The sequence below is a fragment of the Mycobacterium asiaticum genome (assembly GCF_001673365.1).
Classification (GTDB): domain Bacteria; phylum Actinomycetota; class Actinomycetes; order Mycobacteriales; family Mycobacteriaceae; genus Mycobacterium; species Mycobacterium asiaticum_A.
Genome location: NZ_LZLS01000003.1, coordinates 87,055 through 111,193, shown reverse-complemented (window position 1 = coordinate 111,193; position 24,139 = coordinate 87,055). Strand labels below are relative to the sequence as shown.

17 protein-coding genes are annotated in these 24,139 nt (G+C 64.9%); 6 read left to right on the top strand and 11 right to left on the bottom strand.

Annotation, left to right across the window (positions count from 1 at the left end; all coding sequences use genetic code 11):
• Positions 1–12 precede the first annotated feature (12 nt).
• Entirely contained in the window at positions 13–1,314 is a 1,302-nt protein-coding gene (locus A5634_RS00665) for an acyltransferase family protein (RefSeq protein ID WP_155769271.1), read from the top strand.
• Here A5634_RS00665 and A5634_RS00660 read toward each other — a convergent pair.
• From A5634_RS00660 to A5634_RS00645, 4 genes are all read right to left on the bottom strand, one after another.
• Positions 1,311–1,784: a nuclear transport factor 2 family protein gene (locus tag A5634_RS00660; protein ID WP_065142150.1), complete on the bottom strand. Its 474-nt coding sequence runs from the start codon at positions 1,782–1,784 to the stop codon at positions 1,311–1,313. The two genes, A5634_RS00665 and A5634_RS00660, sit on opposite strands and share 4 nt — an antisense overlap.
• Before the next feature lie 16 nt (positions 1,785–1,800).
• Complete coding sequence (locus tag A5634_RS00655) at positions 1,801–2,925, bottom strand: FAD-dependent oxidoreductase (protein WP_065142149.1); 1,125 nt, start codon at positions 2,923–2,925, stop codon at positions 1,801–1,803.
• Positions 2,922–3,803 (bottom strand): DUF1295 domain-containing protein, encoded by an 882-nt coding sequence (locus A5634_RS00650; RefSeq protein WP_081290111.1) that lies wholly within the window; start codon positions 3,801–3,803, stop codon positions 2,922–2,924. The genes A5634_RS00655 and A5634_RS00650 overlap by 4 nt, the downstream gene beginning before the upstream one ends.
• A 155-nt stretch (positions 3,804–3,958) precedes the next feature.
• Positions 3,959–4,234, bottom strand: coding sequence for a DUF4235 domain-containing protein (locus tag A5634_RS00645; RefSeq protein WP_065142148.1), 276 nt, complete (start codon positions 4,232–4,234; stop codon positions 3,959–3,961).
• Between the two features lie 279 nt (positions 4,235–4,513).
• On the opposite strand from A5634_RS00645, the gene A5634_RS00640 reads away from it, so the two are divergent.
• Positions 4,514–8,512: a PPE domain-containing protein gene (locus A5634_RS00640; RefSeq protein WP_065142147.1), complete on the top strand. Its 3,999-nt coding sequence runs from the start codon at positions 4,514–4,516 to the stop codon at positions 8,510–8,512.
• Positions 8,513–8,534: 22 nt separating this feature from the next.
• Here A5634_RS00640 and glgX read toward each other — a convergent pair whose 3' ends face one another.
• Entirely contained in the window at positions 8,535–10,712 is a 2,178-nt protein-coding gene (gene glgX, locus A5634_RS00635) for a glycogen debranching protein GlgX (protein WP_081290110.1), read from the bottom strand.
• Between the two features lie 384 nt (positions 10,713–11,096).
• On the opposite strand from glgX, the gene A5634_RS00630 reads away from it, so the two are divergent.
• Complete coding sequence (locus tag A5634_RS00630) at positions 11,097–12,593, top strand: DUF4185 domain-containing protein (protein ID WP_065142146.1); 1,497 nt, start codon at positions 11,097–11,099, stop codon at positions 12,591–12,593.
• A gap of 6 nt (positions 12,594–12,599) precedes the next feature.
• Here the strand turns inward: A5634_RS00630 and A5634_RS00625 are convergent, their stop codons facing one another.
• From A5634_RS00625 to A5634_RS00615, 3 genes are read right to left on the bottom strand one after another with little or no spacing between them, the layout of a single operon-like run.
• A complete protein-coding gene (locus tag A5634_RS00625) occupies positions 12,600–13,436 on the bottom strand; it encodes an SDR family NAD(P)-dependent oxidoreductase (protein WP_065142145.1) in 837 nt (278 codons plus the stop codon).
• 42 nt (positions 13,437–13,478) lie between these two features.
• Positions 13,479–14,894 carry a fatty acid desaturase family protein gene (locus A5634_RS00620; protein ID WP_065142144.1) on the bottom strand — a complete coding sequence of 472 codons (1,416 nt, stop codon included), beginning with the start codon at positions 14,892–14,894 and terminating at the stop codon, positions 13,479–13,481.
• A 15-nt stretch (positions 14,895–14,909) separates the two neighbouring features.
• Positions 14,910–16,007 carry a ferredoxin reductase gene (locus tag A5634_RS00615; RefSeq protein WP_065142143.1) on the bottom strand — a complete coding sequence of 366 codons (1,098 nt, stop codon included), beginning with the start codon at positions 16,005–16,007 and terminating at the stop codon, positions 14,910–14,912.
• Positions 16,008–16,282: 275 nt separating this feature from the next.
• Here A5634_RS00615 and A5634_RS00610 point away from each other — a divergent pair, with 275 nt between their 5' ends.
• Positions 16,283–18,481 carry a molybdopterin-dependent oxidoreductase gene (locus A5634_RS00610; protein WP_081290109.1) on the top strand — a complete coding sequence of 733 codons (2,199 nt, stop codon included), beginning with the start codon at positions 16,283–16,285 and terminating at the stop codon, positions 18,479–18,481.
• Positions 18,482–18,645: 164 nt separating this feature from the next.
• Here the strand turns inward: A5634_RS00610 and A5634_RS28470 are convergent, their stop codons facing one another.
• Together A5634_RS28470 and A5634_RS00605 are read right to left on the bottom strand one after the other, a co-directional pair.
• The gene (locus tag A5634_RS28470) at positions 18,646–18,807 is read right to left on the bottom strand and encodes a hypothetical protein (RefSeq protein ID WP_172831574.1); all 162 of its coding nucleotides are present in this window, start codon (positions 18,805–18,807) and stop codon (positions 18,646–18,648) included.
• Between the two features lie 166 nt (positions 18,808–18,973).
• Entirely contained in the window at positions 18,974–19,195 is a 222-nt protein-coding gene (locus A5634_RS00605; RefSeq protein WP_065142141.1) for a hypothetical protein, read from the bottom strand.
• A gap of 104 nt (positions 19,196–19,299) precedes the next feature.
• On the opposite strand from A5634_RS00605, the gene A5634_RS00600 reads away from it, so the two are divergent.
• On the top strand, positions 19,300–20,691 hold the full coding sequence (locus A5634_RS00600) for a protein kinase domain-containing protein (protein ID WP_065142237.1): 1,392 nt from the start codon (positions 19,300–19,302) through the stop codon (positions 20,689–20,691).
• 120 nt (positions 20,692–20,811) lie between these two features.
• A complete protein-coding gene (locus A5634_RS00595) occupies positions 20,812–23,418 on the top strand; it encodes an FHA domain-containing protein (protein WP_155769270.1) in 2,607 nt (868 codons plus the stop codon).
• A gap of 17 nt (positions 23,419–23,435) precedes the next feature.
• On the opposite strand, the gene A5634_RS00590 is transcribed toward A5634_RS00595, so the two are convergent.
• Positions 23,436–24,137: a GAF and ANTAR domain-containing protein gene (locus A5634_RS00590; RefSeq protein WP_065142139.1), complete on the bottom strand. Its 702-nt coding sequence runs from the start codon at positions 24,135–24,137 to the stop codon at positions 23,436–23,438.
• Positions 24,138–24,139: the final 2 nt, after the last annotated feature.

The window sequence follows — 24,139 nt, the reverse complement described above, 5'->3', positions numbered from 1 at the left end:
CATGCTGGTCGAATGCCTCTGGTTACCTCCATGTCCACCGCGGGTGAGATCTCTGCCAACACCAAACGCCAGCGCGACCGTGCCGTCGATGTCGCACGCCTGACCGCGCTCGTCGTGGTGATGTTCGGGCACTGCGCGCTGCTGCTCGGCACCATCGACTCCAGTGGGGTGCGAATCGGGAACCTGCTCGGCGCGGTTCCCGCCCTCGCGCCGGTGACCTGGATCGTTCAGGTGATGCCGCTGTTCTTTCTGGCCGGCGGGGCCGCCGGTGCCTACGGTTGGCACCCCGGCACCGCGTGGGGGTCGTGGCTGTTCACCCGGTCACAGCGGCTGTGCCGGCCGGTGTTCTGGTATCTGGCGGCGTGGACGGTGGCGCTACTGATTGTGCGCGCGACGGTTGGCCAGGAATCCGCGGCCGGACTCGGCCGCGAGTGCGTGGCGCTGTTGTGGTTTCTCGGCATCTACCTGGTCGCGCTTGCCTTCGTGCCAGCTTTGACCCGGCTGCGCACGGGGCGCGCGTTCGCACTCGTTGTCACCGGTCTGCTCGCTGCTGCCACCGCTGTCGATGCCATCAGGTTCGCCGTCGGTACGCCCGAATCCGGGATCGCCAACTTCTTGATCGTCTGGCTGATTCCGGTGGTGATCGGCGTGGCCTATGCGCGCGGGCTGATCGGTCTGCGTGCAGCGTTGGTCACCGCGGTGTGCGCGTTGAGCGTGCAAGTACTGCTGGCTGTGGCTGGCACCTACGAGGTTTCGCTGGTGGTGACCGGTGCGGAGCGGATGTCCAACGTGTCGCCGCCGACGCTCTTGCTGGCGCTGCACTGCACGTGGATGTCGTGCGCGTTCGTGGCGGCTGCGGGGCCGATCCGACGCTGGGCTCAGCGTCCCAGGGTGTGGCAGGCCGTTGCCGTCGGAAACGGTGGAGCGATGACGCTCTATCTGTGGCACATCCCGGCGATCGCGGTTGCCGCGGTTGGTCTGCACGCTGTCGGTCTGGATGCCTTCGACGTGCATGCTCCCGGGTTCTGGGGCCTGCTCGCCTTGCGGGCGGTGGTTTTCGCGGTTGTCATGGCCGTGACGTTCAAGCTGCTCTCACCGCTCGAGCATCGGCGCCTGCCCTGGTGGGACGCGCCGGTTCGTTCCGGCGGCGTCTGGTCGACGGTTGCCGGTGTGCTGATTTGTCTCGCGGGCATCGCGCTGGTGCTGATGGCCAAGGACGGCCTGACCGGCGACGGATGGATTGCGCTGGGCTGCTTCCTGGTTGCGGCCCTGGCCGCTCGGGTCAGCGCCGGGGTGCCGTCGCGCACTGGCTAACCGCGTGCCATCTGCGAGTCCGGGGCTGCCCAATCGGTCGACACCTTCCGGTGGCTGATCAGCCACGTGTCCGCCTCGGGCACAAGGACATCGCGATAGCGTCCGAAATGGTCGAGCCCCACGTGGGTGAAGACGGTGAAGTAGGACGAAACAAGGGCCCGTTGCGGTGTGACTTCGGTAAACAGCACGTTGGCAACGTTGTGCCGCACTATCGGTTTCACTTCGTGCTTTAGGTGGGGCTCGACCTTGGCGTTACCGGTCACGCTGCCTGTCACGTTGCCGGTCACGCCCGCCAGGAACTCCGCGATCTCGGATCGGCCGTGTAGCGACCGCAACCCACGAATCTCCAAAACGCCGTCGACGCAGAATGTTTCGGCAAGTCCGTCGACTCGGCCCGCGTCACCCGCCCAGTTGTACCGCGCCAGCGTGTCTCGAATCTGTTCGCGCGCAACGAGTTCCCACTGTTCCATGGTCAGCGTGTTCCTCTCAGCCGAACGGGCGGTTCTCCCGCACCCCGCGGTACATACCCCAGCGCACAATCCACGGCATCACCACCCGCTCGACCGCCCACCGCGGAAACCGGAACGCGTGGCCGGTGGGGAAGAACACTTCCAACCCGTCGGGCTGGATCCCCACCAACGAGCCCCAGCGGCGTCCGGGTGCCTTAAACGCCCGCAGCTGGCCGCCGGTGAAGGTGCCTCGAATGTTGTGCGCCACCAACGCATCACCACGATTGCGGGCCGAGCTGCGCAGTGGGTCGGTGGCCGCCACGTCGCCGACCGCGAACACGTTCCGGTGGCCGGGCACCCACAGCTGCGGTGTCACCCGTATGTAGCCGCGCTCGTCGACCAGTTGCGGCGGTAGCCATCCGGTGTTGGGCCGCACCCGTCCTATCGCCCAGAGCACGGCGTCGGCGACGGCTGGGGGTTGCCCGGTGCTCCAGCGCACCGGTTCGTTGGTGATCTGGTCGCCGGTGAAGCTGGCGGCGACGACGCCCCGATGGCCCGGGTGTAGGCCGACGCCGAGTTCGGTCAGCCGGCCGGCCACCCGCTGCCAAATTCTCGGATGATATTCACCCAGCGGGCGTTCTGCCGGAAAGTACAGGTCAACCTGCTTGTCCGGCCAGGTCCTGGCGATGTTGACGGCGCTGCTGACCGCCGCCGCGCCACCCCCCACCACGATCACCGACCTGGCCGTGGCTATTTGTTCGTGGGCCGCGTACAACCCAGCGCCCACTTGTGCGGCTGACTGCAGCTGGGTCTGGCGCCAGAAGCCATTGCTGACGCCAGTCGAGATGACCAGCGCGTCGTATTCCTCGGTGACGGTGGAGCCATCTTCGCGGTGGCCGAACACCATCTGCCCAGTCAGATCCACACCGGTCAATTCGGCCTGCACCGTTTGGACCCCGTCTAACCGGCGGAACCTGTCGAACGGAATCCAGTAGTCGCGCGCCCAATCGTCGGGACGGGCGAGTCGTACGCCGAGTTCCTGCCCGCTGACCAGCCCGGGCTTCACCGAAATGCCGACGACGTCGGCGTGCGGTGCCAGCCGGATCGCAGTCAGAATGCCGACGTCCCCCAAGCCTGCAATGACGACGCGCTTGCGGGTCATGCCGTGTCTTTGCGCGGTGGTCGGGGCACAAAACGCGGAACACGGTCGATCACGGTCTGATACTCGGGGCGCCGCGACAGACTGCGGGTCTCCATCATCGGGATGCTGGCACCAAGGAACATCGCCAACATTGCCATCGCACCCACAAACAACCACCAGGCGTCCGACGGCGACGCCGCCACCCCGAACAGCGCGAGGGAGAACCAGAAACTGAACTCACCGAAGTAGTTCGGATGTCGCGACCAGCCCCACAATCCCTGGTCCATCGCCGCCCCGGGGCGCCGGTCCCGGACGAACCGGTGCAGCTGCGCGTCGGCGGCGAATTCGAGGGCCACCGCCCCCATGCCAAGGACGAAGGCAACGATGGTGAGCCACCTGATGTCGGCGCCGGTGTACGTCACACAGACATAAACCGGAAGCATGCCCGCGAACACCTGGGTGGTGGGGATCAGATGAATCGCTAGCAGGTCGACAACGAACTCTGCCCGGCCGGCGCGCTCTTTGAACATCGGGTAGCGCCAGTCCTCGTGATGCAGGCCGGAAAATGCGTACACCCAGTTCGCAGTGAGCCGCACCGCCCACACCAGGACCAGTACCGCGACCAGCCAACAACGCAACTGGTCGACACCCGCACCGGCCTGACTCCACCAATAGAACAACAGCAGCGGGGGAATGACGCTCCAGTACGCGTCGTAGAAGCTCGAGTTGTGATAGATCCGGCTGAATGCGAACACCACGAGGGTGGCGAACACGTCGGCGATGAAGGTATCCAGCCACAACCGTCCGGTGCTCGGGCCCCACGCCAGCCAGCCGGCGGCCACGCCGATCGCGACGACATATGCGGCGGTGACGAGCGCCAGCGACCGAGCTTTACTCATCTCCGGCGGCCACGGTCCTCAATTCAGCTCTGCAGCAGCACTTTTCGGCCAGCCATGCCATCGGATACTCCTCGCGCACAACACCCGGATTTCAGGTCCACGGCCACCGTCGGCAAAACCGTAACACGTTCTACCGGGGCGGTTGGCGCGCAAACTCAAGGCACGGGTGACTCGTTGGTGACGGCACGGTAGCCACGGGCACCGACCCGGTCGACCGCCGCCTTAACCACACCGAAAATCAGCCCTTGCAAGCCCGCGCCCAGCAGCGCGGCGCGAGTGGAGTTGCTGAGATCTTTGGGATCCGGCGGCGCCTGGTCGTCGTCGCTAAAGCGTTTCCAGACTTGGCTGAATACCGCACCGGCCAACAATCCACCCGTCACGCTGGTGGCAATCGATAGCGGCATGTACATGGCTTTGGACTTTGCACTCATGACTGTGCTGGTACCCCGCCGCGGTGTTCCCAAATCGGCTTACGGGGCATGCTGGTCGGGCTGCACAGCCGGAACGTCTCAATCCAAACTCATTGCGGGAATTTCGACCATGATCCGTGCCGAGCGACTATGTTCGTCTTGCCAAGTTGCTCATTCGGAACCGGTGATTGCCCAAGTCGGTTGGAGGCGCGCGATGGGGTGCGAGAGGCAGGTGCAACTGCTTCGGTCGGTGCAGCGACGGCACGTGGGGGGCCCACCACCTGAGAACGGACAAATTTGATGAATTTTTCGGTGCTGCCCCCCGAGATCAATTCTTTGTTGATGTTCGCCGGTGCCGGACCGGGCCCGTTGTTGGAGGCGGCGACGGCGTGGGAAGGACTCGCCGGCGAGTTACAGTCCGCGGCAGCGTCATTCAGTGCGGTCACGTCGGGATTGGTCGGCGGAGTCTGGCAGGGCCCGGCATCGGCGGCAATGGCGGCTGCGGCCGCACCGTACGCCAGCTACCTCGGCGCGGCAGCGGCCCAAGCCGCCGGCACGGCGGGCCAGGCGGCTTCGGCAGCCGCGGTGTTCGAATCGGCCCAAGCCGCGATCGTGCATCCAGAACTCATCGCCGCCAACCGCAATAGCCTTGTTGCGCTGGTTATCTCGAACTTGTTCGGTCAGAACTCGCCGGCCATCGCGGCCACCGAGGCGATCTACGAACAGTTGTGGGCGCAAGATGTGGCGGTCATGGCGGGCTATCACGCCGGCGCCTCGGCGGTGGCCGAGGCATTGGCTCCGTGGAGCGAAGCGTTGTTGCCCGGCATCGCGGGAGTCGACTTCAGCATCTCCATCTTCGGTCTGCAACTGCTGCAGTCCGGTTCGGCCAACGCCAACACAACGTTCGGTGGCCTGGCTATCGCCGCCGGAGCCAACAGTTCGGCCAACGCCGACCTGGCCGACATCGCGCTCGCCTTCGGTGACGGCAGCAGTGCCGCCGCGACCGGCGGCGTACTCAACCTAGCCGCTGTCATCGGCAGCAACTCGATAGCCAAGGCGACCGGAGCAGTGAACATCGGCACCGGAGCCCTAGCGTTCGGCAACAACAACACCGTGCTGTCCAACTCCGTCGGGGTCGGAAACATCGGCACTGTGGCGGCCGCGTTCGGCAACGACAACGCGGTCTGGGCCAGCGCCGAGGGCGTGCAGAACAACGCCACAGTGGCTGCCGCGTTCGGCAACAACAACACCGGGGTGTCCGCCAAGGTGATCGGCGTGGAGAACACCGGCATCGTCTCGGCGGTGTTCGGCAGCGACAACACCTCGGTCGCGGCCAATGCTTTCGGCGTGGAGAACAACGCTGTGGTGGCCGCGGTGGCCGGTAGCGGAAACAGCAATGTGCTCGCCGATGCCACCGGTGTCGGCGGCAATGAAGGTGTGGTGGCCGCCGCCTTGGGCAACAACAACAGCACGGTCGCAGCGAGTGCGACGGGCGTGGGTGGCAACATCGGCACCGTCGCGGCGTCCATCATCGGCAGCAACAACTCGATTACCGCGTCGGCCACCGGCGGCGGTCACATCGGCACCGTGGCCAGCGCGCTATTCGGCGACAACAACGGCATCAAGGCCTCGTCGTTCGGTCTGGACAACCTCGGGACGGTGGCAACCGTCGGCGGCAGCGGCAACACCCTGGTCTCCGCGCAAGCCGACGGCTCGGGGAACATCGGCACGGTAGCTACCGCATTCGGTGCGAACAACCCGGCCGTCACAGCAAGCGTGCTGGGCGTCGGCAACCTCGCGAACGTCGCCACGTCCTTTGGAAACGGCAGCACTGTCACCTCCAACGTAATCGGTGCGGGGAACATCGCCACCCTGGCTACTTCCGGTGGCGACAACAACGGCGTCGGAGCCAGTGCCGTGGGTGTGGGCGCCAACACCGCCCAGATCGCGACGGCCTTCGGCAACGGCAACACCCAGGTAAGCGCCGATGCCGGCGGTGCCGGCGGCAATACCGCCACCGTCGCCACCGTGTTCGGCGACAACAACACGGCGAAGGCCAGCGCGTTGGGCGCGGGCAACATCGCGAGCGTCTCGACGGTGTTGTTCAGCAACAACAACAACTCAGCGGCTGAGACGATCGGGGTCGGCAACGTCGCCACGTTGGCGACCTCTTACGGTCACGACAACAACGTCTCTGCCGAAGCCAAAGGCGTCGGCGGCAACACCGCCACCATCGCCACGGCGATCGGTCAGGGCAACAGCAAGGTCGACGCCGACGCCGGCATCGCGGGCGGCAACATCGCCACCTTGGCCACCGTGTTCGGTGACAACAACACCGCCCAGGCCAGCGCGTTGGGCGCGGGCAACACCGCGACCCTGTCCACCGTGCTGTTCAGCAACAACAACACCTCCTCGGCCAGCGCGCTCGGCGTGGAAAACATCGCCACCGTCGCCACGTCGTACGGCGACAACAACAACGTCTCGGCCAGTGCACCCGGTGTCGGCCTCAATGTCGCGACGTTTGCCACCGCGATCGGGGAGGGGAACACCCAGGTGCACGCGGAGGCGGGCGGAGGGGGCGGCAACACCGCAACCTTCGCCACCGCGATTGGCGACGGAAACTCGGTTTCGGCCATCTCCACCGGGCTGGGTAACACCGCCAACATCGCCACCGCCATCGGCGACAACAACACCGCCAAAGTGGACGCATTCGGTGTCGAGAACATCGCCACCATCGCGACCGCGTACGGCGACAACAATGGCGTGGCCGCCAGTGCACCGGGTGTCGGCGCCAACGTCGCGACCATCGCGACCGCAATCGGCGACGGCAACACGCAAGTCTCCGCCTCAGCCGGCGGCGGTGGCAGCAACATTGCGACGTTGGCAAACGTGTTCGGCGACAACAACACTGCCGAAGTCAGTGCAACTGGTCTGGGCAACATTGCCACCGTGGCCACCGGCATCGGCAATAACAGCGGTCTGAAAGCCAGTGCGTTCGGGCTGGAGAACATCGCCACGGTGGCCACGTCCTACGGCGACGGCAACGGCACCGTGGCAGCCGAGGCCGGCGGCGCGGGCGGCAACATCGCCACCCTGGCCACCGTGTTCGGCAGCGGCAACACCACGACCGGTGCGCACGCGATCGGTGTTGGCGGCAACATCGTCACCCTGGGCACCGTGATCGGCGACAACAATGCCACGGTGTCGGCCAGCGCGACCGGGTCGGGCAATATCGTCTCGGTCGCTACCTCCATCGGCGACAAGAACACCGCCACCGTCGATGTCACCGGGGTGGGGAACGTGCCTACCGCATCGACTGTGATCGGCTCCGACAACTCGATGAAGGTCAGTGCCTTCGGCTTGGAGAACATCGCCACCCTGGGCACGGTGTACGGCGACGGAAACACCGGCGGCGTGGTCGAGGCCGGTGGCGTCGGAGGCAATATCGCCACTCTGGCAACAGTTTTCGGGAACGACAACACCGCGGCCGTCGCCAGGGCCGTAGGCATCGGCGGCAACATCGCCACGCTGAGCACCGCCATCACCGACGGCAATGCGGTTTCGGCCACCGCCAACGGCGCGGGCAACATCGCCACGATTGCCAGCGCCTTTATCGGCGGCGGGAACACCGCCACCGCGTCGGCCACCGGCTTGGAGAACATCGGCACCATTGCCACCGCGGCGGGGGCGAACAACGGGGTCGTCGCCACCGCGTCCGGTGTCGGCGGCAATATCCTCACCCTGGGCACCGCGGTCGGTGACGGCAACTCTGAGGTGATCGCCACGGCCGGGCTGGGCGGCAACATCGCCACCGGCGCAACCGCGGTCGGCAACGGGAACACCGTCACCGCCAGCGTGGCCGGGCTGAGCATCGGCGGTGTCGCCACCGCGGTCGGCGACTCCAACACCGGCGTGGCGGCCCGCGGGATGGCGCCGGGCAACTTCGGCATCGTGTCGACTGTCGCCGGCTCCGGCAACAAGCTCGTCGAAGCTGTCGGCTTCGGCCCAGCCAACTTCGCCAATATCGCTACCGTCGTCGGGGACGGCAATCACGACGTGTTCGCGGGCGGCGCAGGAATTTTCAACATCGCGGTGACGGCCGGCGTCGGCAGCACGGCATTGGCCGGCGATCAGGGCGGGGGACTGGCCGCCGCAAACTTCGCCATCGTCACGGCCAGTGGCGCCGGCGCCAAGGCCTTCAACGGCTTCATCAACCTCGCGGTCGCTACCGCTGAGGGCGCGTCGGCGGTAGCCGGGCCGGGCAGCTTCCACGTCGACTTCCGGCCACTGTTCGGCTAGCGCCGGGTATTGCTCCTCGGTGTCAGGTGATCTGCCGGAGCAGCACCACCGCGCGCCCATCGACGGTGGTCTTGGCCTGCGGCCCAAGGGTGTCGCCGTTCTCCACCAGTCCGGTGTCGCCGGCGGTGTCCAGCACCGGTAGCCATCCTTGGCCGAATTCGTCAGGGGGAAGGACGAATTCGATCGGTTCATGGTGGGCGTTGAAGCACAGCACAAACGAATCGTCGGTGATGCGCTGGCCGCGCGAGTCGGTGCCGGCGATGCCCAGACCGTTCAGGTAGACGGCGACCGATTTGCCGAATCCGGAGTCCCAGTCGTCGTCGCTCATCTCCGATCCGTCGGGCCGGAACCACGAAATGTCCGGTAGGCCTTGGGATCCACGGTGTCGCAGCGGAGCGCCGGTGAAGAACCGGCGGCGCCGAAACACCGGATGGGCGGCCCGGATCGCGGCGACCGAACGGGTGAATTCAATGAGGTCGGCGTCCGCGTTGTCCCAATCGATCCAGGTCAACTCGGAGTCCTGGCAGAAGCCGTTGTTGTTGCCGTGCTGGGTGCGACCAAGCTCGTCGCCGTGACAGATCATCGGAACCCCTTGCGAAAGCAGGGTTGTCACCAGGAAATTGCGCTGCTGACGAGTCCGCAGCGCGTTGATCTCCGGGTCGTCGGTGGGTCCCTCGACGCCGCAATTCCAGGACCGGTTGTGCGACTCGCCGTCGTTGTTGTCCTCACCGTTGGCTTCGTTGTGTTTCTCGTTGTAAGACACCAAGTCTCGTAGGGTGAAGCCGTCGTGAGCGGTGACGAAGTTGATCGAGGCCACCGGACGGCGCGCGGTGTGCTCGTACAAATCCGCCGAGCCCGTGATACGCGAGGCGAACTCGCTGAGAATGGCGTCCTCGCCGCGCCAGAAGTCTCGAATGGTGTCGCGGAATTTACCGTTCCACTCGGTCCATTGGGGCGGGAAGTTTCCCACCTGGTACCCGCCGGGCCCGACGTCCCACGGTTCGGCGATCAATTTGACCTGGCTGACGATCGGATCTTGTTGTACCAGTTCGAAAAACGTCGACAATCGGTCGACGTCGTAGAACTCGCGTGCCAGCGTGGATGCCAAGTCGAACCGGAATCCGTCCACATGCATCTCGGTCACCCAGTACCGCAACGAATCCATGATCAACTGCAACGTGTGCGGGTGGCCGACGTTGAGGCTGTTGCCGGTACCGGTGTAGTCCATGTAGTACTGCTTGTCGTCGTCGACCAGGCGGTAGTAGGCGGCGTTGTCGATGCCGCGCATGGACAGCGTGGGACCAAGATGGTTGCCCTCGGCGGTGTGGTTGTAGACGACGTCGAGAATTACCTCGATGTTTGCCTCGTGCAGCGCGCGCACCATCGCCTTGAATTCCTGGACCTGCCCGCCCGGGGTGCTGCTGGCGGTGTACTTGAAGTCGGGGGCGAAGAATCCAATTGTGTTGTAGCCCCAGTAGTTCGAGAGTCCCTTGTCGATCAGCGTCGAGTCGTTGGCGAAGTGGTGAACAGGCATCAGTTCGATCGCGTTGACGCCAAGGCTGGTCAGATGCTCGATGATGGCCGGATGTCCGATGGCGGAGTAGGTGCCGCGGATGCGCTCGGGGATGGCCGGATGAGTCTGGGTGAGGCCCTTGACATGGGCTTCATAAATGACGGTATCGGCGTACTCGTGGCCGGGTGGGCGGTCGACGCCCCAGTCGAAGTACGGGTTGATCACCACCGATTTGGGCATGTTTGCCGCCGAGTCTTCGTCATTGCGGCTGTCGGGGTCACCGAAGTTGTAACTGAACAGCGACTGGTCCCACTGGAAGATACCGTCGATCGCCTTCGAGTAAGGGTCCACCAGTAGTTTGTTCGGGTTGCATCGCTGACCGTTGGCCGGATCGTAGGGGCCGTGCACCCGGAACCCGTAGCGCTGGCCCGGTTGGACACTGGGCAGAAATGCGTGCCAGACGAATCCGTCGACTTCGGGTAGTGCGATCTTCGTCTCGGTGCCGTCGTCGTCGAACAAACAGAGTTCGATCCGGTCGGCAACCTCGCTGAAGACCGCGAAGTTCGTTCCGGAGCCGTCGTAGGTTGTCCCCAACGGGTATGCCTTGCCCGGCCAGACCTCCGGTCGTTCCCTGGCCTCAGCGTTCGTCGGTGCGGCGGTGTCCTGCGTGCTGGCGTTGGTAGCCACCTATGCCTCCTGAAGGCGCTTGCGTTGGATTTGACCGACCGGCGATCGCGAACTGTATATCCGCTGAAGTACCGAGCTAAGCATGACATTGCTCTCAGCGAGTTCCGCGGGTCCGAGGCCACTTGCGACGCTGGTTATGACAGCGCACAAGGGCTGCTTGACTAGCCCAAATACGTTGCTCGGCAGCCGGTTTCGCGGGAAGGCGGCCGCAGTCGAATCGGGTCTGACACGAGGGCGGCGGGCAGAGTGCGAATCGACTGGTTGCGACACGGTCACGGACGCATACCTATTGGCTGCTCACCGGTCACAATGGCCCCATCGCTCACTATCGTCACATCAACCACTGCGGACGTCAATTCGCGTCCGATCCTCGAGAGGTGTGACATGTCGGCGATTCCTCGCTTCGTCTCGGTATCGCTGGCAGCGACGGCAGCTATCGGACTCATCCTCCCGATCGGTCTCGCGCCAGCAGCCAACGCGTTGCCCTGCAGCGCCCCGGAAGCGAATGTTCCGCCGCCCGCTAACGCCGTAGTGACCAATCCGGGAGGCAAGGTGCTCGGGCCGTTGAACAAGCGGCCCCGTGGCGCGAATGACCGCGCCCCACTGCCTCGCATCGGGCCGCTGCAGCGGGTGCTCCAACCTGGTCAGCGGTACTCCGCGCCAATGCAACAGCAAGCGCGAGTGCCCGGTGCCAACCCCAACCCGGCACCACCCGCTCCCGCGCCGCCCGCCGCTCAGCAACCGCCCGCCGGGCAGTTGACCCCGGAGGCGGCCGCGGCGCCGGCGCCCAACCCGGTGCCCGAGGCGGCGCCGCCGCCGGACGCGCCAGACGCCGGTGGCGCGCTCGGCGGCTCCAACACCTCACTTGTTGAGTGGGTGACCGGTCCGGACGGCCCGAACAAGACCCTCGAACGATTCGGTATCTCCGGCACCGACCTCGGAATCCTCTGGGACAACGGCGATCCCACCAACCACCAGGTGCTGATGGCCTTCGGTGACACCTTCGGCTACTGCGCTGTGCACGGCGACCAATGGCGGTACAACGTGCTGTTCCGCAGCAACGATCGTGACCTGTCGCACGGACTGCACGTGGCCAACGGTGACCCCGCCAACAGATTCGCGGGTTCGCCGACCCAGCAACCAGGCTTTTCCAGACAGGTCATCAACAGCATCAAGTACGCCAACGAAGAGACAGGCATCATCCCGACCGCGGCCATTTCGGTCGGAAAGACCCAGTACATCAATTTCATGTCCATCAAAGAGTGGGGCCGTGACGGCGAGTGGTGGACCAACTATTCGGGCATTGCGATGTCCACCGACAACGGCCAGACCTGGGCGGTTTACCCAGGCACCATCCGCGCGAACGGACCTGACGCCGCGCGGGTCCCGTACGTTCCCGGGAACGAGAATTTCCAGATGGGAGCCTACGTGAAGGGTGGCGACGGCTACCTGTACTCGTTCGGCACGCCGAATGGACGGGGCGGAGCGGCGCACCTGTCCCGAGTGCAGCCGCGCTTCATCCCGGACCTCACCAAATACGAGTACTGGAACGCTGATTCGAATTCGTGGGTCCCGAACAAGCCGTCGGCGGCCACCGAGGTGATCCCGGGTCCGGTAGCCGAGATGTCAGCCCAGTACAACACCTACCTCAAGCAGTACCTGGTGATGTACACCAACGGCGCCAACGACGTCGTGGCCAGGACGGCGCCGACCCCGCAGGGGCCCTACAGCCCGGAGCATCTACTTGTGTCGAGCTTCTCGATGCCCGGCGGCGTCTACGCGCCGATGATGCACCCTTGGACCACCGGTAAGGACGTGTACTTCAACTTGTCGCTGTGGTCGGCATACGACGTGATGTTGATGCACACGACCTTGGGTTAGCGCCTGTCAAGCGTCGAAAGGCCGGTTCGTCCAGTCCCGGCCGGGACGACGCGACGAACGGAACCAGCCACCCGCCGCAGCGGTGCCGCCATCGGTGGGAATGGTGTGGCCGGTGACGAAAGCCGACAGGTCGGAGGCTAGAAACAGGATCACCCGAGCCTGGTCCTCGGCATGCCCCATCCGCCCGACCGGAACCCATTGCGGCCACTGCGTCTGCTCTTCGGGTGAAAGCCACTGGGAGTACGGAACCTGCAGGGATTCGGTGACGTCGGGCCCGATCGCGTTGACCCGGACGCCATCGCGACCGACCTGGACCGCCAGGCTGCGGGTGAACTGGATGACGGCCGCTTTGAATGCGGCATAGACGGGATCCTCCGGGTAGCCGCGCAGCCCCTCCACGGACGATACGTTGACGATCGCTCCGGAGCGCTGCTCGATCATCGTGGGCAGAAACGCGCGGGTGACCAGAAAGACGTGGTGCAAATTGACCCGGTAGAGCTCGTCCCAAAGCTGCGGATCGGTGCCCGCGAAGCCACCTGGGTGACGCACCCAGTCGCCGACGTTATTGACCAACACGTCCACCCGCCCGTAGCGGGCTAGCACGGTCTGCGCCAATGCGCTGACCTGCTCGGAATCTCTGACATCGGTGCCGACTGGTAATACCGAGTCGTCGATTTGCGCTGCGGTCTGCCGAGCGCGATCACTGTCGACGTCGGCGATGACCACCTGAGCGCCCTGTTCGGCGAACAAGCGTGCGGTGGCCGCGCCGATGCCGCCACCGCCGCCGGTCACCACCGCCACGCGGTCGGGTAGCAGCCGTCCGCGCTGCACTGCGGAGTCCATGGCCCCATCTTGAGCCATTAGCCGGGTAAAGCTCGCGCCGGTTCAGTCCTTGCCGCGAGGCGGCGGCTCTACTTCGACGCCGCTCGACTCGTGCTCGGGGCCGGCATCGGGATGCTCGGCGGGAACGCGGTCGCGAAATCGGTTGGCCTCGCTGGACTCCTGGTCTCTCGACGACCCCTGCGAACCGCGATACGGGCCAGGCTTGGGCCGCGGCTCGCCGCCGGGGAAGGCCAATCGAAAGATGCTGCGGTGCACCGTGTACCACTGCTTTCCGAAGGGCCCGGAATTGTAGGGCAGCTCGTAGCGCTCGCAGATCTCCTTGATTTTCGGTGCGATCTCCGAATACCGACTACTCGGCATGTCCGGGTACAGGTGGTGCTCCACCTGATAGCCCAGGTTGCCGCTGATGACGTGGAAAAGCGGGCTGCCCTCAATGTTGGCTGCGCCGACCAACTGACGCAGATACCACTCTCCGCGAGTCTCGTCCGCGACCTCATCCTCGGTGAACGTATAGGTCTGGTCGGGAAAGTGGCCGCAGAAGATGATGGCGTGCGCCCACACATTGCGAATCACGTTGGCTAATGCGTCGGCGGCGAGGGTGCGCAGGTAGGTGCTTTCGGCTCCGGACAGATACTTGTCGAAAAACGTTGCTGCGGTGTCCAGTCGGCGCCCGCCTGACATGCGACCCGATATCCGCCGCAGTCGACGGCCGAGCCGAGACGTCGGCGGCTGCTCCAGGCGACCGCGCAACGCCAACTGCAGCAGCGCAAAGGCCCCGGCGCTGATCAACGGCCAGCCCAGGTAGTCCTTGATGACCTGCGAGCGAACCTTGACGCCAATGCCTTTCAGGTCCTTGCGCACCTCGGACCAAGGCTTCTCGCGGGCCCGGATGGCTTCGATGTCCATGTCGTGCACCGCGACGCCCCACTCGAACAGAATGGTGAGCAAGAAGTTGTAGAGCGGTTGGCCCAAGAAGTACGGACGCCACTTCTGCCGCGGATCGATCCGCATGATCTCGTACCCGAGATCCTTATCCTTGCCCAGGATGTTGGTGTAGGTGTGATGGATGTAGTTGTGCGAATGTTTCCACGACTCGGCGGTGGAGGCGGTGTCCCAATCCCACACCGAGGAATGGATATCGGGATCGTTCATCCAATCCCATTGCCCGTGCATCACATTGTGGCCGATCTCCATGTTCTCCAAGATCTTGGCGATGCCCAGACAAGCGGTACCCAGCACCCAGGCGGTTTTGGATCGGGAACCCAGCAGCAGCACCCGGCCGAGGACCACGATCTGGCGTTGAGCCGAGATGACGGCCTTGATGTAGCGGCGGTCCCGTTCGCCGAGGTCGGCGAAGACCTCGTCGTGTATGGCGTCCAGTTCTTTGCCGAGTTTCTCCCGCTCTTGTTCTCCCAGGTGGGCGAACGGGTGGTCGGTGCGTTGCAGAGTTGAAGTCACTGCGGTTCCTTTCGATCACAGTTCGAGTTCGACGTCGCCTTCGGCGCTGTGGATGCAGATGCGGATGTCCTGCCCCGTGGGTTCGCTGATGTCACCGGAGCGCAGGTCGCGAATCTTGCCTGACTTGAGTGTTCCCACACACGTGTGGCAGATGCCGATGCGGCAGCCGAAATTCAGTTCCAGGCCGGCGTTCTCACCGGCCTCCAAAATGGATGTGCCGCCGTCACATTCGGTGGCCTTGTCGCTCTTGAGGAAGCAGACTTCGCCGCCTTCGCCCTCGCCGGCGTCACCGCCAATCTTCGGCTGAAACCGTTCGTAGTGCAGGCGATCGGGATCGCCATTGTTTTCCCAGTGCTCGATGAGGGCATCGAGCATCTCCTCGGGTCCCGAACAGAACCCCTCCCGGTCGCGCCAGTCCGGGCACACCTCGTCCAGGTCGCTCGGCTTGAGTCGGCCGCGATCCGAGGTGAGGCGCAGGTCCAGTCGCATCCCGTCGTGGCGGCTGGCGAGATCTTCGAGGACCGAGAGGAACATGACCTGCTCGCGGGTGCGGGCCGAATGGATGACCAGCACGTCGCGCACCTCGTCGCGGTGGTCGAGGCTGCGAAGCATGGACATGATCGGGGTAATGCCGCTGCCGGCGCTGATGAATAGCATTTTGGCGGGCAACGGCTCGGGCAAGGTGAACACACCCTCGATTTCGCCGAGCCGGACCAATTCGCCGGGCTGGATCCGCTCCACCAGATAGGGCGACACCACGCCGCTGTCTACCTTCTTGGGCGTCACGCTGATCAGTCCGTCCGCAGGTTCGGGATCCGAGGTCAGCGAATACGCCCGCCAGTGGTAGACGCCGTCGATGACCAACCCGAGCCGCACGTACTGCCCTGGCTGATGACCGGGCCACTCATAACCCGGCCGGATGAGCACGCTGGCCGCTTCCGAGCCTTGCGGCTCAACCCGCTCGACCTTTCCGCGTAGCTCCTTGGTGGTCCAGAGCGGGTTGATCATCTCGATGTAGTCGTCGGGCTGCAGGGGCTTGAAGAGATTTCGGACAGCCTTCAAAAACCACCTACGGCCGCGAGGTACCTGGGGCTGAGCGCCGCGTTCCGCCATTGGTCCTGGGTAGACAATTGTTCACTGAAATAAACATGTCTTTCAAAGATGCTGCAAAACAAACGATATGGCAGCTCAGCACTGAGAACAGCAAGATTACAGCTGTTTATCGAGCAGGGGACCAGCGCCATTGCGGCACGTTCGTTCATCCTGCTCGCTTAGCGCGTTGCCAACCCTGGGGGACATCAAACGTAGCGACCAAAGTTTTGTGCCGCCACTGCCCAGACTACGCCCTTGCCCTTCCGATACCCGTGGTAGCGGAATAGAGTGGGCAGGTGACCAGCCCCGTAGACGGCAGCTATCTGCACACCTGTCCACTTTGTGAAGCCATGTGCGGCTTGAAGATTCGCGTCCAGGACGGCAAAGTCGCCGATGTCCGCGGCAACCGCGACGACGTGTGGAGTCGCGGACACATCTGCCCGAAGGGTGCCTCCCTGGCCGCGCTGCACGAGGACCCCGACCGCATCCGTCAGCCGCTCATCAAGGTCGACGGACAGTGGCACGAGGTCAGCTGGGACGCCGCATTCCGGCGCTGTACCGAATTGCTGACGCCGGTGATTCGCAAGTACGGAATCGGTGCGGTTACCGCCTACACCGGCAACCCGCTGGCGCACTCGTTCTCGCTGGCTCGCTACGCCGGTGTGCTGCTGGGTATGTCGGGGATACCCGTCACCTACTCGCCCGGCACGGTGGACCAGTGGCCGAAGAATCTGTCGTCACACCTGATGTACGGCGGCTGGTGGAACTTTCCGGTGCCCGACATCGAACGCACCGATCTGCTGGTGATCATGGGGGCGAACCCGGCGGCGTCGCAGGGCTCACTGCTCGCCGCGCCCAACGTGATGGGCTTGATCGACGCGATACGCCACCGCGGCAAGGTGATCGTGATCGACCCGGTGCGCACGTTGACCGCCGCGCGCGCCGACGAGTGGCTGCCGATCGTGCCAGGTACCGACGCGGCACTGTTGCTGGCGGTCGCGCACACACTGTTCGCTGAGGACCTCGTCACGCCCGGCCCGCACGTCGACGGCCTGGACACAATGCGCCAGGTCGCGGCGCAGTGGCCGCCGAGCCGGGTAAGTGCGGTCACCGGAATCGACGAAGACCGCATCCGGGAATTGGCCCGCGAGCTGGCCCGCACCGATAAATCCGTCGTCTATGGCCGCATCGGTCTGTGCAATCAGGAGTTCGGCAGCTTGGCCAGCTGGCTGGTCGATGTGGTCAACATCTTGACCGGACACTTCGACACTCCGGGCGGCGCGATGTTCCCGCGGCCGGCGGCTTGGTCGATCACCACGCAGCCGCTACCCGGCCTGGAAAATGAGGCACCGGAGTTCGGCCGTTGGCAAACCCGGGTGCGCGGGGCAAAGGAGGTGCTCGGCCAGGTGCCGGTCTCGTGCATGACCGAAGAGATCGCGACGCCGGGGGAGGGGCAGCTCAAAGCTCTGATCACCGTCGCCGGCAATCCGGTGTTGTCCTCGCCGGGCGGCGACAAACTCGACGAAGCCCTGCCGATGCTGGAAGCCATGATCTGCGTTGACAATTGGCTGAACGAAACCACCCGGCACGCCGACGTGATCCTGCCGGGCCTGTCGCCACTGGAGCAGCCGCACCACGACGACCTGGTGCTGCAGTTCGCGATTCGCAGCTTCGCCAATTACTCCGCACCCGTGTTCGAGCCGGGGGAGCGTCCCCACGAGTGGGAGATTCTGATCCGTCTCACCGGACTGTGTACCGGCACCCCGGCTGAGGACGTCGATGTCGCCGTGATCGACGACGGATTCTTTGACTACCTGGCCTTCACTCAGGGTCTGGACGGTGCTTCGATCCGCCGACTCTACGAGCACGGCGGCCCGCAGCGGATGCTGGATCTCACGTTGCGCACCGGGCCATTCGGCGATCGATACGGGGAGAACCCCGGCGGCCTCACCCTGGACCTACTCAAGGCGACGCCGAACGGCATTGACTTCGGGCCGATGGTCCCGCAATTGCCCGACATCCTGGGCACAGCGGATAAGAAGATCCGACTCGCACCGCAGTACCTCCTCGACGACCTGTCCCGGCTGGCCGCGCGATTGGACCGGCCGGCGGACCCCCTCGTCCTCGTCAACCGTCGGCACCTGCGGTCCAACAACTCGTGGCTGCACAACGTCCCCGCGCTGATGAAGGGCAGGGACCGGTGCACGTTGTTGATGCACCCGGACGACGCCGCGCGCGGCGGCATCGCCGATGACGACATCGTCACCGTGAAATCCGAGGCCGGGGAGATCAAGGTGCCGGTCGAGGTCACTGACGCCATCAAACCGGGCGTCGTGTCGATGCCGCACGGCTGGGGACACGGCAAACCCGGCACCCGCATGTCGGTCGCCAATGGGTCGCCGGGTGTCAACACCAACGTGTTGTCGCCACCAACGTTCATCGACGAGCCGTCGGGCAACGGTGTCCTCAACGGAATCCCGGTGACCGTCAGCTAGCGGTCACCGAACCCGCAGCGCAAGCGGCGCTGCTCGACGAGGCCGGGGCAGCCATCGGCGCGGCACACCCCGCCACGCTGCGGATGTCCAAAAAACGCGCTGCGCCTTGGGTTTTCGACGTACAGATCCGATCGCCAAGGTCGGCAACCGGTCGGGTGGAACGCCTACGCTGTCTTGCCGACCACCTGATCGGCCGCGGCGCGCATCTGATCAGACAACCGAAGCAGGTCGTGTTCGCCCACCCCGCCAGGCAGGCCGTAAGCCACCTGACGCAATTCGACGGCGTAGTTGCGTAGCTCCTGGCGAAGTCTCGCCTCAACTTTCATGACGCCTCCTTATTGAAGGAATCGGCGTTACAGAAACCGGTGAGCACTCTCTGATCGACCGGCCTCTCGAATCTATGCCTTCTAGCGCCCTATTCGCCACGGCCTCGGGACGGTTTTAAAAGAGTTTGACGGCCCATTTACCGATCGGCCGTCTTTCCCGAGCGCCTCACCGGTCGGGTTCCTCCAGTTCCGCATCGAACACGACCGTTTCCTGTTGCTCCTGCCAGTCCGCGGCGCTCACTTCCAGCGGGACAGGTTCGTGGGCCAGTCGTGATTGTTCGTCCGCCGGTGAATCGACCGCTGGGCGGTGCTGATCAGCGGCGTCGGCGATGGGCACATCGTCACCGAACCCCGGCTCCTCGGGGAACAAATTGTCGCGCTCGGGCATGGGCGGCGGTTACCCGATATGCAACCGCACAAAAACACCGATATAGCCGCGAGATGACCCCGAGCCTCGGTTTCCGAAACCAGCGTGCGGGCTACTATGCCGCCATGGCGCTCGACGAAGGTTCGACGTTTGCCGGGTACACCATCATCAGGCCGCTGGGATCCGGCGGAATGGGTGAGGTTTATCTGGCCAAGCACCCCCGGCTGCCTCGCCAGGACGCCCTTAAAGTCCTGAAAGCGGAGGTATCGGCAGACCGCGAATACCGCGACCGCTTCCACCGCGAGGCAGATACGGCGGCCACGCTGTGGCACCCGCACATCGTTGCCGTGCACGACCGCGGCGAGACCGACGGCCAACTGTGGATCGACATGGATTACGTCGATGGCACCGACGCCGGAGAACTGCTGGAGGAGCGCTACCCGGACGGCATGCCGGGCGCCGAGGTCGTCGAGATCATCACGGCGGTGGCCGAAGCCCTCGATTACGCCCACCTCAACAAGCTGCTGCACCGTGACGTCAAGCCGGCGAATATCCTGATCGCCCAGCCACATTCCCCGGATCGTCGAATCCTGCTGGCAGACTTCGGCATTGCGGGCCTGGTCGGTGAATCGACCGGATTGACCGCCACCAACATGACGGTGGGTACCGTGGCTTACGCCGCACCCGAACAGCTGATGGGCAACGACCTGGACGGTCGAGCCGACCAATACGCGCTTGCCGCATCGGCTTTCCAATTGCTCACCGGCGCCCCGCCGTTCCACCACACCAACCCGGCGGTCGTGATCAGTCAGCACCTCAGCGCGTCACCTCCGGCTATCGGTGACCGCCGGCCAGCCCTGTCGAACCTTGACCCCGTCTTTGCAAAGGCGCTGGCCAAGGACCCGAAAGATCGTTACCTGCGGTGCATCGACTTCGCCCGCGCCCTCGGCCACCACCTGGGCGGCACCGCCGATCCCGATGACACGAGTCTGTCCATGCCTGGCGTCGTGGTCCCGGCGTCGAAGCGCTCGCTGCTGCGGCCCGCCGTCATCGTCCCGGCCCTTCTCGCGGTCCTGTTGATCATCGCGGTCGTGGTCGCGCTGCAGGAATTTCTGCGTGCCGACCGTGAGGAGCATGCCGTTCCGCAGCCGCAGACCACGTCGACTACGGGGCCGGCCGCAACGTCGTCGCCGCCTTCCGGCGCCGGCAACACGCCAACTGTCGGCCCGGAGATCCCAGTGGTCGCGATTGGGGCGGCCTGTTTTCCGCTCGGCAGCCTCGGAACCACCAAAACCGGTGCGACCGCCTACTGCTCGATGATCCAGGGCACCGACACAAGCATCTGGTCACTGACCGAGGGCACCGTGTCCAGCCCGACGGTCACCGCCCGTCCTGGGCCGAGCGAGTCGCCACCGCCCACCGAGCAGGAAACGCCCGTTCGCATTTGCATGGAGCAGACCGGTCAAACCCTGCGTCAATGTCTCGAGGAAATCCGGCGGGGCAACTCTCGGCCCTAGCCCAGCACCCGCAGACTCGGCGAACTGGCGACAGCGGCTGCGCACGGGCGTTGAAGGAGGAAACACAAGTTTGATGTGTTGCTTCTTTAGTTGGCATTCATGTGGATACAGTTGTCTGCGATGACCCAAACAGCTGCCCCTCCGTTGACCGTCCGGTACGACGGAGCCGAACGCACCTTCGCAGCAGGCCACGATGTAGTCATCGGGCGTGACCTGCGTGCGGACGTCCGCGTCGCACACCCGCTGATTTCCCGCGTACACCTGTTGGTGCGCTTTGACCAGGGCCGATGGGTTGCCATTGACAACGGCAGCCTCAACGGCCTGTACGTCAACAACCGCCGCGTGCCGGTCGTTGACATCCAGGACGGCCAACGCGTGAACATCGGCAACCCGGACGGTCCAGCGCTGGACTTCGGCGTCGGCCGCCGCGAACAGGGTTCGGTCGGACGCCCGCCCGCCACCACGGCGATGGCAATCCCGGCCAGACCCAGCGGACCCATCCCAGCGCAGGGGCAACCACAGTCCGGAGCTAACTGGGGTACACCGCCGCCGCCCCAGCATCCGTCGACGGCGCGCATGCCCGCGGCTCCACCGGGCGGACCGCAGCCGCGCTACCCGTCCGGCCCGCAATCGGTGCCGCCGGGTGGCCCGCCGCAGCACCACAGCGGACCGCAGCCGGCGCCGCAGATTTACCGGTCTGGCGATCAGCAGCCACCGCCGGTGATCGGTCGCACCGCCGAGGCGGGCGGCCGAACTTCGATGATGAAGATCCTGCGGCCCGGCAAGGGCGATGCCGGTGTCCCGGCCGGCGCAATCAAGATCGGCCGCGCCGACGACAACGACATCGTCATTCCCGAGGTGTTGGCTTCTCGCCACCACGCGACCCTGATCCCGACGCCCGGCGGCCTCGAGATCCGCGATAACCGCAGCATCAACGGCACCTTCGTCAACGGCACCCGGGTGGAATCGGCGATGCTGCGCGAGGGTGACGTGGTCACCATCGGCAACATCGACTTGGTCTTCTCCAACGGCGTGCTGGCACGGCGGGAAGAGAGCCTGCTGGAAACCCGCACGGGTGGCCTGGATGTGCGCGGGGTGACGTGGACGATCGAAGGCAACAAGACGCTGCTGGACAACATCTCCATCACCGCGCGTCCGGGGATGCTCACCGCCGTCATCGGACCGTCGGGTGCGGGTAAGTCGACGTTCGCCAAGTTGGTGGCCGGGTACACCCACCCGACCAGCGGCACGGTGGCGTTCGAAGGCCACAACGTGCACGCCGAATATGCCTCGCTGCGCAGCAGAATCGGGATGGTTCCGCAGGACGACGTGGTGCACGGCCAGCTGACGGTCAAGCAAGCCCTGATGTATGCCGCCGAGCTGCGTTTGCCGCCGGACACCACCAAAGAGGACCGCGAACAGGTGGTCGCCCGGGTGCTCGAAGAACTCGAGATGACCAAGCACCTCGAGACGCGGGTCGACAAGCTTTCCGGTGGTCAGCGCAAGCGCGCCTCGGTAGCTCTCGAGCTGCTGACCGGCCCGTCGCTGTTGATCCTCGACGAACCCACATCCGGTTTGGACCCGGCCCTGGACCGCCAGGTCATGACCATGCTGCGGCAACTGGCCGACGCCGGTCGTGTGGTGCTGGTGGTCACCCACTCTTTGACCTATCTGGATGTCTGCGACCAGGTGCTGCTGCTGGCGCCCGGCGGCAAGACCGCATTCTGCGGGCCGCCCAGCCAAATCGGTCCGTCCATGGGCACCACCAACTGGGCCGACATCTTCAGCACCGTGGCCGACGACCCGGAAGGCGCCAAAGCCCGCTACCTCGCGCAGACCGGGCCGCCTCCACCGGTGCCGCCCACGGAGAAACCCGCGGAGTTGGGCGAGGCGGCGCACACCAGCCTCATGCGGCAGTTCTCCACCATCGCCCGGCGCCAGCTACGACTGATCGTCTCCGACCGCGGCTACTTCATCTTCCTGGCGATATTGCCGTTCATCATGGGGTCACTGTCGATGTCGGTGCCCGGTGACGTCGGCTTCGGTAAACCGAACCCGCTTGGTGACGCACCCACCGAGCCGGCACAGATCCTGGTCCTGCTCAACGTCGGCGCGGTCTTCATGGGGACGGCGCTGACCATCCGTGACCTCATCGGTGAACGAGCCATCTTCCTGCGCGAACAGGCGGTCGGCCTGTCCACTACCGCGTACCTGCTGGCCAAAGTGTGCGTGTACACCGTATTGGCGCTGATCCAGTCCGCGATCGTGACGGTCATCGCGTTGCTCGGCAAGCCCGGACCCACCCAAGGTGCCGTCGTGTTGGGCAGTCCCGCCCTGGAGTTGTACGTCGATATCGCGGCCACCACCGTCACGTCGGCGATGCTCGGATTGGTGTTGTCGTCGCTGGCCAAGACCAGCGAGCAGATCATGCCCCTACTAGTGGTGGCGGTCATGTCGCAGCTGGTGTTCTCCGGCGGCATGATTCCCGTTACCAACCGCCTCGGGCTGGACCAGATGTCCTGGGTCACCCCGGCGCGCTGGGGCTTCGCGGCGTCGGCTTCGACAATCGACCTGACCACCTTGTCGCAGGCTCCGCAGATCCCCAGGGATTCCCACTGGAAGCACACGCCCGGCGCTTGGTTCTTCGACATGGCGATGCTGGCGTTCCTCAGCATCTGCTACCTGGGTTTTGTGCGCTGGAAGATTCGGCTCAAGAGCGGCGGTTAAGACCAACTGGGCCTGAACTAGGCATCCTCGTTTGCGGTGCCGTCCCGGGTGTCGAGGACTCGTTGCGCGACGTCGACGAGTTTGGAGTTGCTTTCCTGGGACAGCGTCCGCAGCATCTCGAAAGCGCGGATTTCGTCGACGCCGAAGCGTTCCATGATGACGCCTTTAGCTTGGCCGATGCGATCGCGGCTGACCAGTGCCGCTTGCATGTTCGCACTATGTCGACCGGCCAACAAGGCGGTGGCCGCGTGCGCGGCAAGTACCGTGCCGATGGTCTCGGCGTCGGTATCCCACACGTTGGGCTCGAAACCGAAGAGATTGAGCGCTCCCGCCGTGCGTTCGGCAGTGAATAACTTGAAGGACAGTCCGCTGAGGACGCCGAGTTCGACTGCCGCCGGCGAATAGCGCGGCCAGCGCCTTTCCACCCGAAAGTCGTCCGTACGTACGACCGTCTCCTTCATCGCTGCTTGAGCGCAGGGGCCCTCCTGCAGGTCATGTTGCAAGGCATCAAGCTTGGCCGGGAGTTCGGTGACGTCGCCCAGCGATTCAAACTGTCCGTTGCTGCGGATCAACAGCACTCCCGCCGTGTCGGCGCCGGGTATCAACTCGACCGCGGTCGCGGTGACAGCGGCGAGGATGTCCTCGACTTCGTTCGGCACGGCCACGGTTTGCGCCAGTTTGGCCATGCGCAGTGCTAGTTCATGGTTGCGCGTAGTCATGC